Source organism: Microcystis sp. M44BS1, from assembly GCF_020244875.1.
Taxonomy (GTDB): Bacteria; Cyanobacteriota; Cyanobacteriia; order Cyanobacteriales; family Microcystaceae; genus Microcystis; species Microcystis panniformis.
In genome coordinates, this window is record NZ_JADBVM010000130.1 from 25705 (window position 1) to 39847 (window position 14143).

Consider the following 14143-nt stretch of genomic DNA (forward strand, 5'->3'; position numbering starts at 1 on the left):
TACCTTGTAGGTGTAGTCGGACTAGACATGAAACTGTAAGACCAAAATTAGCTTTGCTAGTAGCGGCAAGATTCAGCCCAAGAATCTCCGCACTTTTAGGGCGGAGAGTGTCAACTCCTAGGTAATTCGTTTAACAAAGGCAATTATGGATATTTTGACACTTGGTTGGGTTAGCATTCTCGCCCTGTTCACTTGGTCGATCGCCATGGTGGTTTGGGGTCGTAACGGTTTCTAGGTAATCTATAGATACCATGGAAACATCTTTGATTCTCAACACTCTCTTTCTAGTCGCCTTAATTCTCCTCGTTGTCGTCAGTGGTGGCATTCTCTACCTGACGACTACAGAATGGCGCGATCGCCGTCGTCAAGATGGCGATAAAAAATTAGGAAAATAATCCTGAACAGGTGTACTTAATTACGCCTGTTTTTCCTTTACTATGATTAAAATACTGCACTTATCGGATATTCACATGGGGAGCGGTTTTTCCCATGGACGTTTAAATCCAAAAACGGGATTAAACACGCGTTTAGAAGATTTTATGGGCAGTTTAAGCCTCTGTATCGATCGGGCTATTGCCTCCCCTGTGGATCTAGTTCTTTTTGGGGGAGATGCCTTTCCCGATGCCACTCCTCCTCCTTTTGTTCACGAAGCTTTTGCCAGTCAATTCCGTCGTCTTGCCGATGCTAATATCCCGACGGTGTTATTAGTGGGTAATCACGATCAACATTCTCAGGGTAATGGCGGTGTCAGTCTCTCCATCTATCGTACCCTAGCGGTGCCGGGGTTTATTGTTGGCGATCGCTTGACCACCCATCGCATCACCACCCGCAACGGCGATATCCAAGTCATTACTTTACCCTGGTTAACCCGCGCCACCCTCTTAACCCGTCCCGAAACCGAGGGTTTATCCTTGAGTGGAGTAAATGAATTATTAATTAACCGTTTGGAACCAGTTTTAGAAGGAGAAATTCGCCAATTAGATACAAGTTTACCAACAGTTTTATTAGCCCATTTAATGGCCGATCGAGCTAGTTTAGGAGCAGAAAGATTTTTAGCGGTTGGTAAAGGTTTTACCGTACCTTTATCCCTGCTAAATCGTCCACAATTCGAGTACGTTGCCCTCGGTCATGTTCACAAACATCAAAATCTTAATCCTAGCAATGATCCGCCCATTGTCTATCCGGGGAGCATCGATCGAGTGGATTTTAGCGAGGAAAAAGAAGATAAAGGCTATGTTTTAATAGAAGTGGCTAAAGGAGAGGTTAAATGGGAATTTTGTCCTTTACCCGTGCGTCCTTTCCGTTCCATCGAAGTGGATGTTTCTGAGGCAGAAAACCCCCAAAAAGAATTGCTGAAAGCTCTCAAAAAACACGATATTCAGGAAGCAGTTATCCGCTTAGTTTATAAAATTCGCAGTGAACAATTAGAACTAATCAACACCAATCAGCTTGACGAGGCGTTAAAACCTGCCCATAGCTATAGTATTCGTGCCGAGTTAATTAGTCAATTAACCCGTCCCCGTTTACCAGAATTAGGGGTGGGTAATCAATTAGATCCGATGGAGGCGTTAAAAGCTTATATCGATAATAAGAAAGATTTGCGGGATATTGTTGATGATATGTTAGAGGCAGCCCAGCTTTTATTAAATCAACAGCCAGAAATTTGGCTAGAGGAAGAAACCTCGATTTAGCTATCAGTTATCAGTTATCAGTTATCAGTTATCAGTTATCAGTTATCAGTTTACTGCTCACTGAAACATCTTCCCTATCCCTGTTTAAACAAGCCATGAGTTTATGTCTTAATCCCGATTGTCTATATAACAATGATCCTACAGATAAATTCTGTCAAAAATGTTGCTTTCAATTATTACTAAAAGATCGTTATCGTGCCATAAAATTAATTGGTCAAGGAGGTTTCGGTAAAACTTTTCAAGCAATTGATGAGGATAAACCTTCTCAACCCTATTGTGTGATTAAACAATTTTTTCCTAGCGCTCAAGGCAGTAATGCTCTCAAGAAAGCGGCGGAATTATTTAAAGAAGAAGCGATTAGTTTAGATAATCTCGGTCAACACCCACAAATTCCCTCTCTCTATGCCTATTTTACCAGCAATGATGGGCGACAATATCTTGTTCAAGAATATATTGAGGGAGAAAATCTAGAACAAGAATTACAAAGCGAGGGAGTTTTCAATGAAGAAAAGATTAAACATCTTTTATTAGAAATTTTGCCAGTTCTTGATTTTATCCATGCTAAAAGAGTCATTCATCGAGATATTAAACCAGCTAATATAATTAGGAGACGCAGCGATAATAAAATAATTTTAGTTGATTTCGGTGCCTCTAAATTTATGACTATTGCTAATCTTTCCCTAACAGGAACAGTGATCGGTTCGCCGGGATATATCGCACCAGAACAAGGCAATGGTAAAGCAATTAATAGCAGTGATTTATATAGTTTGGGAGTCACTTGTATCTATTTATTAACGGGAATATCTCCCTTTGAATTATTCGATGTGAGTGAACATGAATGGGTATGGAGACAGCACCTCTTTAATAATCCTGTTAGTGTTGAATTAGGTAAAATTTTAGATAAATTAATTGAATTTGGCACCAAAAAACGTTATCAATCAGCCGGGGAAGTCCTGCAAGAGTTAGCAGTAAAATTAGCCTTCGTGATTCCGCCAAAACCCCGATCACAGAATACAATTCAAGAAACGGTTTTGCCAGTTTTTCCAGCCGCCACCAGGGAGGAAATTAACCTCAAAAGTGCCAAGGAAATTGATTACACTAACCTACGGGATTTCTTAGCGCAAGAAAAATGGCAAGAGGCAGATCAAGAAACGGCTAATCTCTTCTTAAAAGTTGCCGATCGAACTAAAGAAAAATATCTTAAGATAGAAGACATAGATAACTTTCCCTGTGAAGATTTAGCCACTATCAATCAACTCTGGTTACAATATAGTCAGGGAAAATTTGGTCTATCTGTTCAGAAAAGAATCTATGAAAGTTTGGGAGGAAGCAGCAATTATGATCAACAAAAATGGAACGCTTTCGGGTCAAAAGTCGGTTGGCGAGTTAATAACAAGTGGTTATACTACGATCAAATTACTTTCTCTCTCAAAGCACCCTCTGGACATCTTCCCACCCTTGTGTGGGGTGTGGGTGGTGGCATAATTCTTTTTTCTCGTCTGGAAACCTGTGCCATGGACAGAGTTTCTAGCAGGGGATAAATTGACTTAAAAACTTTTCTGGAGAATTAAACAATTTCTCCCTTCGCCAGTGCGGATATATTGTAAAGTATCAGTAAGAGAACGCATAAAAATTAATCCTCGATCGCTTTCCATTTCCAAAGGTGCGACGGGATGTTGTTGTAGAGAATCAAGTTTTGCTTGCAGATCAAAAGGTTGACCGTGATCCCATATTCTTATTTCTAGAGAATGGGACTGTAAAGTTAATTCTAGATCGATGGGTGTAGTTGGTGGTAAATGTTGGTGAGCGTAACGGACAGCATTAGTAAATCCTTCGGCTAAAGCCACCTTACACTGCCAAAGCACCGAGTCGGGTAGAAAAGAGCGGCCGTGGGATTCAAACCATTGTAGGACTGGGATTAAAGCTGCCAATTCCGTCCGGACTTGTAGATGGAATTGGAGGGGGAAAGAAGGGGAATTTAAGACTTCAGAAGGCACCACTGTTTTTTTGAAAGAGAATCAAAATTGTTTTAAAAATCAGTTGTAGATCGTAGCCTAAACTCCAATTTTCTTGATAGCGCAAATCTAGTTGAATTACCTCTTCAAAATTACTCACCCGAGAGCGACCATTCACCTGCCATTCTCCCGTCATACCGGGTTTTACATCTAAACGTTGCCATTGGGGAACATCGTAGCGTTCCACCTCATCGGGGGTGGGAGGACGAGTGCCAACAAGACTCATTTCACCGGTGATCACATTCCAAAACTGGGGCAATTCGTCTAAACTGGTGCGACGTAAAAATTTTCCTACCCGGGTAATCCGGGGATCATTTTTATTTTTAAAAAAAGCTCCCTCCGCTTGATTGGGGATTTTATCCTTGAGTGCTTCTGCATCCACACACATGGAACGAAACTTAAGAATTTTAAATTCCTTTCCCAACCAACCGCAGCGGGTTTGACTGAAAAAAATTGGACCGGGACTGTCTAACTTAATAGCGATAGCAATGGGGACAAAAATAACCCCCGTGATTAATAAACCCACGATCCCACCAACAATGTCAAGACCGCGCTTTAACCAACTGCGAATCGAGGGATGGGTTTCCGGTAGATGGTTTTCATTGGCAGTAAAGCTCTTTTCTTGGGCTGCTAGGGGGGAGGTTTGGAAAGTGAATAATTGATCTAGTCCCGTAATCGATAAAACCCCCATCACTGGGGGATGGACGTTAGCCAGCACTAACTCGATATTTTCTGCCCTGGCCGCTTTGAGATTATGGACTAAAGCACCCACACCACTACTATCCATAAATTGAGTGGCATTTAGATCAAGAATGACTTTTTCGGGAGTGGGTGTTTGGGCGATGAGATGGTGAAACAGATCCTTGAACTGTACTGCTTCCAAGACAGTCAAGCGATCCGGCATCCGCAAAACCGGATACTCCATCGGAATGATCAGAAAACGTGTTTCAGGAATTTGGGAAGTCATCGACACAAAGAGATGGTTTGATAGATGAACAAGGCCTGATGACCCACTTAAATGTTTACTACACTTTTCCCCAAATACCAATGGGTAATGTCAGAGATTACCTGTGATCATCGGCTAACGAATCTCACCTAGGGGCGGACGGCCTTGGGTTTGGGCTTTCGCTTTGGCTGCACTCTTTCTCAGGGCATCTAAACGGGTCTCATAACGCTTACGCAGACGACGGTTGGGCGTTTGTTCAATTAGGGTTTTAAAGGCACTGCCTAGGCTCTTGTAGGCGTTGGGGAGAGAATAACCGAAACGGGTGGCCAAGGCGATCGCTTTTTCATCGGCTTCGATCGCTTCTTTGAGAATTTTATCGCCATTATTTTTGCGCCAGAGACGATAACCGGAAATCCCACATAATCCCATAGCCAAAAGCAATAATAACCCGTCCTGTACCCATAATTCCCCCACCGCACCACCTAAGCCAATAGCGAGGGCGGCCATTTCCCAGCCTTCCCGAGGAATACTATCATTTTGAATCCTGGCGACTTCATGCCAAAAGAGCAAATTACGCTGATCGATGGCTAAATTTTCCCATTTTGCCAAATCTATCTGAATTTCTACCTCATCTCTGCCAATTTCTTCACAACGGATCAGGGGGGGATTAACCTCTGTGGAACCTTCTACCGTTACCCAACTTTGTAATTCTGGAGGTAGTAGGGTTTTTAGGCGCCGAAGTTCGCTCATTTCGGCTCGTGCAGAGGAGGCCGCATAAGATGTCATAGATTTTTTACCTATTCTCTACCAATGACGATGATTTCTATTTTCGATCATAGCGGTCTTTTTTGTGATCTTGGCAGCTTTTGGCCCTAGAGAGCATTTTCAGTGATCAGTAAACAGTGATGGAAGTGGGAAGTGGGGAAGTGGGGAAGTGGGGAAGTGGGAAGAAACCATCCATAACTGGGTTTTTAAAGTTCGATTGGGAGTCAATCATACTAAGTAGGTGGGTGTTAAAAATTGTCAGATACCCCCCTTATTAAGGGGGGATTAAGGGCGGATCAGCACCCCCCTTATCAAGGGGGGATTAAGGGGGGATCAAAGACAAAATCTCTCTTCTATTTACTTATTAAATAGACTGTAACTTGTGCTGACTAATGCTCAAATATATCTTTATATTGCTGTAAATCTAAAGCGGTAAAAATGGGGATACAACTAAAGCACTTTTGGGCTAACTCCCATCTTTCTTCTCTTTGCAGCATCATAATTAATTTATCTCGCACTGACAGTAAATAGCGCACATCGTTAGCCGCGTAACTCAGTTGTTTTGGAGTAAGATTAGCGGCATTTCCCCAATCAGAACTTTGAGCGGTTTTGTCTAATTCTATGCCTTCCAATTCCTGCACGAGACTTTTTAAACCGTGACTGCTGGTATAAGTCCGAGCGAGTTTACTGGCGATTTTGGTGCAGAAAATCGGTTGAGTGGCAATGGCAAAAGTATGGGACAGTTGAGCCACATCAAAACGGGCGAAATGAAAGACTTTTTCTATCCGCTCATCCTCCATGACCTTTTTGAGATTAGGAGCCTCTGTTTGCCCCCTAAAAACGCGAATAGCGGTGACAAAACCACTGGGATCACAGAGTTGAATTAAACACAGTCGATCGCGCCCTGGAATTAATCCCATAGTTTCTGTATCTACAGCGATCGAATTAACCCCTAGATAACGGGATAATAGGTCATCACTTAAATCTTGATCGCACACTTGAAAATTATCTAAGTTCATATAGTTAGAAGATAGGAGAGCTTTTTTCAGTTATCAGTTATCAGTTATCAGTTATCAGTTATCAGTAAAAAGACAGCACTGTTAATGCGATTTAATACTCCTTACTTAAGACTGTTCACTGAAAACTCAAATCTGATAACTGACAACTGAAAAGGCTGATAGTTAAAAACTGATAATTAAATTTAAATATTATCATGGTCATTTTGTCAACGCTTTTTAACAAAAAGTTGTGTAAAGTAATATTCACCAGCATTATTTTTAGCGATACCGATACCAGTGAGATTATAATCACCAACCATATTTTTTTGATGGCCGGGGCTATTAATCCACCCCTTAACGGCAACAGCAACGGGGTCAGGATATCCCTTCATAAAAGCCAAATTTTCGCCCATTTTTTCTAAAGGGATCATCCTTTGTACTGCCTTGAATCTTCCCTCGAAACCATCATGACTAAAAGGAGCCTGTTTATTGGCCATTTTTTGACTAAATAAGCGAGCTTCATGACTAATGCGAGCATCGAGACGTAGGGGCGGTAAATTTTGAGAAATTCGGTAGCGATTAACTTGATAATTAGTGTTCTCTTCGAGGGTAATTAAAAAAGATTGATTCCCGATAAGATCGTAGCTAAGAGGATTAGTAGAAACGGGAGCGGATTGACGTTTTAGAAATATTTGAGTAAAGTATAATTTCCCTTGATTATCCGTCGCTACTCCAATCCCAGTACTATCAAAATCTCCCTCCATATTTTCCCGATGACCTTGACTTTTAATCCAGCCATCCACAGCCATCATTACTGGGTCATCATAACCTTGATTAACTGCCAGATTTTCCCCCACCGCTTGATAGGGAACCGAAACGCCAATAGTTTGCGCTCTTTTGTCAAAATCTTGATGACTAAAAGGAACTAAACCCGCAGCCATGCGTTGGCTATGTAATCTTGCCTGTTGAGAAATTGCTCGATTTAACAGTAGGGGAGATAAATTACGAGATTGACGATAGCGATTTACCTGTTGATAGATTTTATTCTCTAAAACAAGTAAAGTTGCCGCATCTAAAGGGGAAGGAGAGGGAGAAGGAGAGGGAGAGGGAGAGAAAGATGATAGGAGTTCCGCAAAAGAGCTATAGTTTAAGGCACTACAGGCCATTAAACTTGTCGAGACAAGCATCAAAATTCCTAACCGATAAGGTTTCTTAAAAAAACTTTTCATCAAAAAAATTGGGTCTGAAACCCCGCCGTTCTAGGTTGGATTTACTGTTAAATACTAGCGCATTTACAGGATATATGCCAGAATGTCATAGCATTTTTCTAAAGTAATGACAGAGATAGTGAATTTCCCTCACCCCCAGAAAGGGAGAGGAGCGGGGGTGAGGGACACGAATAAAGAAAAATGGCATAAGGCAGCTGGGAAACCCCCCCCCCAGGGATCGCAAGCAGAAACCCAAATGGTCAGGTTTGGAAATCACCGTCCGGCCCCAGGGGTGAGGATATCAACTTTTTGGTGCCAGGGTCAAGACTTGTTAAGATTGATCAAGCCGTTCGCTCAAATTTACCACTTCTGTGGCTCTCATTTATGGTAATCGACTTTCTGCCCTTCACTATCAATATTTCCCCGGCCTTTATTGCCGGTAGCTGTCTCTGGTCTTTAGCATTATATTTGGGGTTAGCTGGGGTGCGAAATTGGTTTATAGAAATTTTCTATCGCTGGTTTAATTTTGCCGAGCGTTTCCTCTATACTTCCCTAGAGGAGTTTGAAAAAACTCGCATCGCCAGAGAATCACAAAATGCTTTTTATGCCTCTATCTTTAGTATTATTCCCTTTCTCATCCTCGGCGGTTTCTCCGATTGGTTAATCGAGATTAGTTTAGGAAAAAGTTGGCCGATTAGTGTCGGTATTCTCGCCTGTGTTGCCTCTGGTGTCTATGAATTAGGACGGCAGGACGGCAGCGGTAATCAGTAAACAACGGTCAATTAAGCTGTTAACTATCTCAATTACTCCTTCGGACTGCACCGGAGTGGCAAGTTAGTCAATTTTAACCCTTGAATAGCGCTTAATCTTTTCCTTCCAGACGATTTTTATGTTTATTAAGAGTCTTTTGTAGTAAATTCAAAACCTCATTAGCAATCTCAATAACTTCATGAGTTACAAAACCGGCCTGAGTTAATTCTTTAAAAAAAGCCTTAGCGACAATTTTGGCTAATTTCGGCGGATAAGGATGAACAGCGATCGAATGTTCGGACTGAATTTCTGCTATTTCTCTAGTCACTGCCATGGCCACAAAACGAGATTTTAACATCCCTTGCAAATGAAAAATTTGCAGGGATTGGGCCGCCTGTTGAGCGAATAACTGCAAGATTTCTAAATCTAAGGGTTCAAAATGTTTTTTGTCTAGGGGAAAACTGAGATTAATTACCCCGATTACCTGCTGATTGAGGATAATCGGTACGGAGATAAAACTATTATTATTTGATCTTTTGGGATAACGGGCTGCAGTGGCAAATGGCGATCGAGTGATATCCTTAATTAGTAAAGGTTTTCCTGTGGTCGCTACAGTATCGGCAATAACTTGATCGAGTTTAATTATTTCTTGATCAGCCAAAGGTGATAGATCATCATAATGGGCAAAAACTTCTAGATAATCGGTAATTTCCCCTTTTAATTCCTGTGGAGAGCTTAACATAATTGAACAGTGCCGCGCTCGCAATTGATGAGCGCTCATACTAGCTATTTTCCCAAAAATATCTTCGAGATTTTCCTCAACATTCAAGACAAGAGCCAGAGTAGCTATTTTGGGATTAAAATTATCCATGTATTCAATCACTTATTCAGTCCGAGTTTAGGCTTTCAGGGTGAGGGTGACATTCCTCATCTCCCTGTTTGTCTGAGTCTATAGCTTGCCATAGCATCTGATTGGGGGGCTTTTTTACTCGCTAACTGATCTATTGTAGATGTAGCCAAAACTTCTGTGTCTCTCTTGTGTTTTGTCTTCCCTCTAGCTACTCTGATCTAGTAGGTCAGAGGAGTTTAACCTGACTGGAGTGAAAGATGGTGCGTTTTCTCTGGGCAATTTTGGCCGGTGTGGGGATGGGGTTAACAGTGGCGCCGGTTTCTTGGTGGTTACTCGCTTGGATTTCTCTCGTCCCCCTGTGGATTATTGTGAGATTAGCGGAAAAATCCCTAAAAAAACAGCTTTTATACGGTTTTGGCTGGGGTTTTGCCTACCATGGTCTGGCTTTATTCTGGATCACGGGAATTCACCCGATGACGTGGATGGGTGTCCCCTGGTTAGCGAGTTTGTTAATTGCCCTATTTTGTTGGTTGTTTATCACTTTTTGGGGAACGGCGATCGTGCTAACTTGGACGTTAGTTATGTTTTATGTCAACAAAAGTGTTAATCAGTCATCTTTTCGGGATGCCCTCCTACGGGTTTTCATCGGCACTGCCCTCTGGTGTGGGTTAGAATCTCTCTGGAGTCAATCCCCTCTCTGGTGGACTACCCTTGCTTATAGTCAAAGTCCCCATAATTTATTGATTCTGCAATTGGGCAAATTATCGGGTTTTACGACGGTAACGGCGGCAATTGTGGCATTTAACGGTTTAATCGCCGAAAGCTTGCTCCTAATCCGTCAATCGCGGCAAAATCTCGCTTTTCTCTCTTTACCCCTGCTTATTTGTTTTAGCCTGCATCTCTGGGGATGGAACACATACCATAAACCGATCGAAAAGTCAAGGGATTTAGGGATAAAAATTGGCGTAATTCAGGGCAATATTCCCAACACGATTAAACTTTCGCCCCTAGGATTTCAAAAGGCACTCGAAGGTTACACCACTGGTTATCAAATTCTCGCCGATCAAGCAGTAGATGCCGTCTTAACTCCTGAAACCGCCTTACCCTACTATTGGGAGAACTTAGTCAATAATAGCTCGATTTATTCGGCAATTTTAGCCAAAAAAACGCCGATCTGGTTAGGTGCATTTGGCAAGGTGGACAAGGGTTATAACAATAGTCTCTTGACCATTGATGGCGAGGGACAGGTGATTAGTCGGTATGATAAAGTAATTCTCGTGCCTTTAGGCGAATACGTTCCTTTTCAGGAAATTTTGGGCGGAATTGTTGATCGCCTTTCTCCCTTGCAAGCGCACTTAATCCCGGGAGATGCCGCTCAAATTATTGACAGTCCTTTCGGTAAAATAATTGTGGGCATTTGTTACGAATCGGCTTTTTCCGAACATTTTCGCCGTCAAACTGCTAGAGGAGGCGAATTTATTATTACTGCTTCTAATAACGCCCATTATAGCCACGCCATGCCCGCTCAACACCATGCTCAGGATACCATGCGAGCGATCGAAACCGATCGATGGATGGCCCGGGCCACCAATACGGGTTATTCTGCTTTTGTCGATCCCCACGGTAATCAGCTTTGGCTATCGGATCTGGATAGATATCAAATCCATAGCGAAACAATTTATCGACGGGATACAAGAACTTTATATGTGCGCTGGGGAGATTGGTTAACTAAAGTTTTAATCATTACTGCCGGACTCGCTTGGCTCTGGAGAGCTTGGGATTAAGGTGACAGTGCTATACTTTTTCCTGAATGAACTGTATAAATAACCTAAGTTTTTGATGCAATGAAAGAGCAATTGGTCAAGTGGTTGAATAGAATCTTAATATTTGATGTGTTTTTGGTAATAGCGGGTTTTCTCTGGTTTGCCGTGGCTGTTATCGGTGAATCCACAGGAATTCCCCTAGGATTTAAACTTTTTCAGCGTCTTTGGCTGCCCTTATTCAATCCTGCTATTAGTATTTTAATTGCGGGGGCGATTTTAAGCTGGGCAATTAATCAAATTCAAGAACGCTTGTCCCCTAAATAGTAGGGTTGATTCATGAATCAACCCTACCCTTGATAAGGGGGTGTCTGATAATTTTTAACGCCTACCTACTTAGGAAAAATAATCCCAATATTTTCATCCTTGGCGGTGCCAACTTTGGCATCGGGACTGACTTGAAAGAGGGTGTAGGGTGTGGGGAGTGGGAAGAATAAATAAAAATAATCTCCTGACTGGAAAGAGGGTGTGGGGTGTGGGGTAGTGGGGTAGTGGGGTAGTGGGGAGAATAAATAAAATAATCTCCTATCTCCTATCTCCTAAGGACCGACGACCGACTCCTAACCCCACCAATAAACTTTTTACCGCAAACCCTACTTAGATGATAAAAATCGGGGTTGAACATTTTTCAACCCCGAAAAAAAGCAATTTTTGAGGGGATTAACCCACTGGTTGTAACTGTAATTGCGAGAGAATATTGTTCTGCTCGGAGCGCCGATGACTAGAGACTGTCACCACAGCTTCAGTAGTTACATCTAATATCGCATGGTCTCCAGAATTGACTTTTCCCGATAACATCGCGACCGCTAAACTATCCTCTAAGCGTCGAGTTAAAGCACGACGTAAAGGCCGCGCACCGTAGCTAGGATCATAACCCTCATTGATGACCAAATCCTTAAAAGCGGCGGTAACTTCCACAGAAATACCTTTTTCTGTCAATTGTTTGGCTAGATCTGCGATCAGAATATCGGCAATCTGGGTAACTTCTTCGCGAGTTAACTGTCGGAAAACGATAATTTCATCGAGACGGTTGAGAAATTCGGGACGGAAATATTGTTTTAACTCCTCTGTCACCCGATTAGAAATCTGTTGGTAGTGCGATTGAGCAAAATCGTCAGCAATCTCGAATCCTAAGCTATTACCGCCTTTTTCGATGACTTTTGAGCCAATATTCGAGGTCATGATAATTAGGGTATTCTTAAAGTCCACCCGACGACCTTGGGAATCGGTCAAATGACCATCTTCTAACAGTTGCAGGAGAAGATTAAAAACATCGGGATGTGCTTTCTCGATTTCGTCAAACAAAACTACTTTATAGGGTTGACGACGCACTGCTTCCGTTAACTGACCGCCTTCATTATAACCGATGTATCCGGGAGGCGCACCAATTAACTTAGAAACCGTGTGGGATTCCATAAATTCCGACATATCTAGGCGAATCATACTGGATTCCGAGCCAAAGAGCAACTTAGCTAAGGCTTTCGTTAATTCAGTTTTACCGACTCCCGTGGGACCGGCAAAAATAAACGAGGCAATCGGACGATTAGGATTCTTTAAATTTACTCGCGCTCGACGAATAGCACGAGAAACGGCATTTACTGCCTCCTGTTGACCAATAATCCGCTCATGCAGTTGATATTCCAGATTTAAGAGCGATTCCGACTCAGTTTCAGTTAATTGGGTAACGGGAATACCTGTCCAAGCGGCGACAATTTGGGCAATTTCCTCCGCATCCACCACCGGAATTAAAGATTCGGGGTTAATTAGGGGTGATTCTTCGCTAACCTCCGCGGGACTTTTACTTTGTAGGGAATAGCGCAGATGGGTGCGGGATCCCGCTTCATCGAGAAGATCGATCGCTTTGTCCGGTAAAAAGCGATCATTGATATAGCGCGAGGATAGATGAACAGCAGCTTCGATCGCTTTTTGAGCGTATTTTACCTGATGGAAATCCTCGTAGGTGGCTTTTAAACCGCGTAAAATCTCGATCGCTTGCTCTTTAGTCGGTTCTCCCACCATAACTGGCTGAAAACGTCTTTCTAGAGCCGCATCTCGCTCAATATGCTGTTTATACTCATCGAGAGTGGTGGCCCCTAAACACTGTAACTCGCCGCGAGCTAAAGCAGGTTTAAGCAAGTTAGAAGCATCCATAGCTCCTCCCATGCTACCAGCACCCACAAGAGTGTGAATTTCATCAATAAACAGGATAATACTGCCCGATTTGCGAACTTCCTCCACAACCCCCTTTAAGCGTTCCTCAAAATCGCCGCGAAAACGGGTTCCCGCCAGTAAAGACCCCATATCGAGGGCAATTACCTGTTTATCCCGCAAAAGTTCGGGAATATCGCCATTATGGATGCGTTGTGCTAACCCTTCAGCGATCGCTGTTTTGCCCACCCCCGGCGCACCGAGTAAAATCGGGTTATTCTTGCTGCGACGGCCCAAAATTTGGATAACTCGCTGGATTTCTGGCTCTCTACCGATTACAGGGTCAATTTTGCCATTTTTGACCTCTTGGCTTAAATTGCGACTATATTGGGCTAAAATACCGCCTTTAGGAGCATTTTTCTGGTCTTCATAGTCACTGCTTGCCGTGAAGCGACCACTAGCGACTTTTTCCCCAGCATTTTTCAGTAAAAGGCCGCGAAGTTTGATCAAATCAACACCCTGCATAATTAAAATTTTAGCGGCTAGGGATTCGGGATCGGTGGTGATAGCGAGTAATAGATGTTCAGGTGCGATCGCCTGTTCCCCTAATTGTCGAGCTTCCTGAAATGCTTGCTCGAACATCTTTTTCGCTTTCGGGGTAAAAGGGATGTTAACGGGACTGTAACCGGTGCCGCGGCCGGTCATTCCTTCAATCACGCGGCGACTTTCGTGCAGGGTGACTTTTAAATCCTTGAGAATTAAGGCTGCGGTGGCGGTGGCTTCTCCTATCAATCCTAACAGTAAATGCTCCGTACCGACGACACTGTGACCGGTACGACGGGCTTCTTCTTGGGCGAACATCACCGCTTTGATAGCTTTCTGGTTAAAGTATTCAAACATGATCGACGGCTTCCTGGCTACTGGGCTTTACCTGTTACTGTAACGTTTTCTT

The 14143-nt window shown here is 42.9% G+C and carries 14 protein-coding genes; 7 read left to right on the top strand and 7 right to left on the bottom strand.

Annotated elements, in window-relative coordinates; genetic code table 11:
• Positions 1–145 precede the first annotated feature (145 nt).
• The 4 genes from petN to IM515_RS10320 all read left to right on the top strand — a co-directional run bounded on the left by petN (position 146) and on the right by IM515_RS10320 (position 3232).
• Complete coding sequence (petN, locus tag IM515_RS10305) at positions 146–235, top strand: cytochrome b6-f complex subunit PetN (protein ID WP_012265708.1); 90 nt, start codon at positions 146–148, stop codon at positions 233–235.
• Between the two features lie 16 nt (positions 236–251).
• A complete protein-coding gene (locus IM515_RS10310) occupies positions 252–395 on the top strand; it encodes a hypothetical protein (protein WP_002768280.1) in 144 nt (47 codons plus the stop codon).
• 42 nt (positions 396–437) lie between these two features.
• The gene (sbcD, locus tag IM515_RS10315) at positions 438–1691 is read left to right on the top strand and encodes an exonuclease subunit SbcD (RefSeq protein ID WP_193959184.1); all 1254 of its coding nucleotides are present in this window, start codon (positions 438–440) and stop codon (positions 1689–1691) included.
• 95 nt (positions 1692–1786) lie between these two features.
• Positions 1787–3232: a serine/threonine-protein kinase gene (locus tag IM515_RS10320; protein ID WP_287627590.1), complete on the top strand. Its 1446-nt coding sequence runs from the start codon at positions 1787–1789 to the stop codon at positions 3230–3232.
• A 6-nt stretch (positions 3233–3238) separates the two neighbouring features.
• On the opposite strand, the gene IM515_RS10325 is transcribed toward IM515_RS10320, so the two are convergent.
• From IM515_RS10325 to IM515_RS10345, 5 genes are all read right to left on the bottom strand, one after another.
• Positions 3239–3691, bottom strand: coding sequence for an ATP-binding protein (locus IM515_RS10325; protein ID WP_287627558.1), 453 nt, complete (start codon positions 3689–3691; stop codon positions 3239–3241).
• Positions 3678–4673, bottom strand: coding sequence for an anti-sigma factor antagonist (locus tag IM515_RS10330; protein ID WP_190719505.1), 996 nt, complete (start codon positions 4671–4673; stop codon positions 3678–3680). The genes IM515_RS10325 and IM515_RS10330 overlap by 14 nt, the downstream gene beginning before the upstream one ends.
• A 114-nt stretch (positions 4674–4787) precedes the next feature.
• Positions 4788–5438 carry a DUF3318 domain-containing protein gene (locus tag IM515_RS10335; RefSeq protein ID WP_002756971.1) on the bottom strand — a complete coding sequence of 217 codons (651 nt, stop codon included), beginning with the start codon at positions 5436–5438 and terminating at the stop codon, positions 4788–4790.
• 368 nt (positions 5439–5806) lie between these two features.
• A complete protein-coding gene (locus IM515_RS10340; protein ID WP_287627559.1) occupies positions 5807–6436 on the bottom strand; it encodes a ribonuclease D in 630 nt (209 codons plus the stop codon).
• Positions 6437–6642: 206 nt separating this feature from the next.
• Entirely contained in the window at positions 6643–7644 is a 1002-nt protein-coding gene (locus IM515_RS10345; RefSeq protein ID WP_004159947.1) for a CAP domain-containing protein, read from the bottom strand.
• Positions 7645–8007: 363 nt separating this feature from the next.
• On the opposite strand from IM515_RS10345, the gene IM515_RS10350 reads away from it, so the two are divergent.
• The gene (locus IM515_RS10350; protein ID WP_002756975.1) at positions 8008–8394 is read left to right on the top strand and encodes a hypothetical protein; all 387 of its coding nucleotides are present in this window, start codon (positions 8008–8010) and stop codon (positions 8392–8394) included.
• Positions 8395–8485: 91 nt separating this feature from the next.
• On the opposite strand, the gene IM515_RS10355 is transcribed toward IM515_RS10350, so the two are convergent.
• Positions 8486–9244 carry a GAF domain-containing protein gene (locus IM515_RS10355; protein ID WP_287627560.1) on the bottom strand — a complete coding sequence of 253 codons (759 nt, stop codon included), beginning with the start codon at positions 9242–9244 and terminating at the stop codon, positions 8486–8488.
• 236 nt (positions 9245–9480) lie between these two features.
• Here IM515_RS10355 and lnt point away from each other — a divergent pair, with 236 nt between their 5' ends.
• Entirely contained in the window at positions 9481–11007 is a 1527-nt protein-coding gene (gene lnt, locus IM515_RS10360; protein ID WP_287627561.1) for an apolipoprotein N-acyltransferase, read from the top strand.
• Between the two features lie 60 nt (positions 11008–11067).
• Positions 11068–11310 (top strand): DUF8620 family protein, encoded by a 243-nt coding sequence (locus tag IM515_RS10365; protein WP_193959178.1) that lies wholly within the window; start codon positions 11068–11070, stop codon positions 11308–11310.
• A gap of 393 nt (positions 11311–11703) precedes the next feature.
• On the opposite strand, the gene IM515_RS10370 is transcribed toward IM515_RS10365, so the two are convergent.
• Entirely contained in the window at positions 11704–14091 is a 2388-nt protein-coding gene (locus IM515_RS10370; RefSeq protein WP_287627562.1) for an ATP-dependent Clp protease ATP-binding subunit, read from the bottom strand.
• Positions 14092–14143: the final 52 nt, after the last annotated feature.

Excerpts from the sequence above, each read along its gene's own strand:
- petN (WP_012265708.1), top strand. The coding sequence starts at position 146 with ATGGATATTTTGACACTTGGTTGGGTTAGCATTCTCGCCCTGTTCACT.
- IM515_RS10310 (WP_002768280.1), top strand. The coding sequence starts at position 252 with ATGGAAACATCTTTGATTCTCAACACTCTCTTTCTAGTCGCCTTAATT.
- sbcD (WP_193959184.1), top strand. The coding sequence starts at position 438 with ATGATTAAAATACTGCACTTATCGGATATTCACATGGGGAGCGGTTTT.
- IM515_RS10320 (WP_287627590.1), top strand. The coding sequence starts at position 1,787 with ATGAGTTTATGTCTTAATCCCGATTGTCTATATAACAATGATCCTACA.
- IM515_RS10330 (WP_190719505.1), bottom strand. The coding sequence starts at position 4,673 with ATGACTTCCCAAATTCCTGAAACACGTTTTCTGATCATTCCGATGGAG.
- IM515_RS10335 (WP_002756971.1), bottom strand. The coding sequence starts at position 5,438 with ATGACATCTTATGCGGCCTCCTCTGCACGAGCCGAAATGAGCGAACTT.
- IM515_RS10340 (WP_287627559.1), bottom strand. The coding sequence starts at position 6,436 with ATGAACTTAGATAATTTTCAAGTGTGCGATCAAGATTTAAGTGATGAC.
- IM515_RS10345 (WP_004159947.1), bottom strand. The coding sequence starts at position 7,644 with ATGAAAAGTTTTTTTAAGAAACCTTATCGGTTAGGAATTTTGATGCTT.
- IM515_RS10350 (WP_002756975.1), top strand. The coding sequence starts at position 8,008 with ATGGTAATCGACTTTCTGCCCTTCACTATCAATATTTCCCCGGCCTTT.
- IM515_RS10355 (WP_287627560.1), bottom strand. The coding sequence starts at position 9,244 with ATGGATAATTTTAATCCCAAAATAGCTACTCTGGCTCTTGTCTTGAAT.
- lnt (WP_287627561.1), top strand. The coding sequence starts at position 9,481 with ATGGTGCGTTTTCTCTGGGCAATTTTGGCCGGTGTGGGGATGGGGTTA.
- IM515_RS10365 (WP_193959178.1), top strand. The coding sequence starts at position 11,068 with ATGAAAGAGCAATTGGTCAAGTGGTTGAATAGAATCTTAATATTTGAT.
- IM515_RS10370 (WP_287627562.1), bottom strand. The coding sequence starts at position 14,091 with ATGTTTGAATACTTTAACCAGAAAGCTATCAAAGCGGTGATGTTCGCC.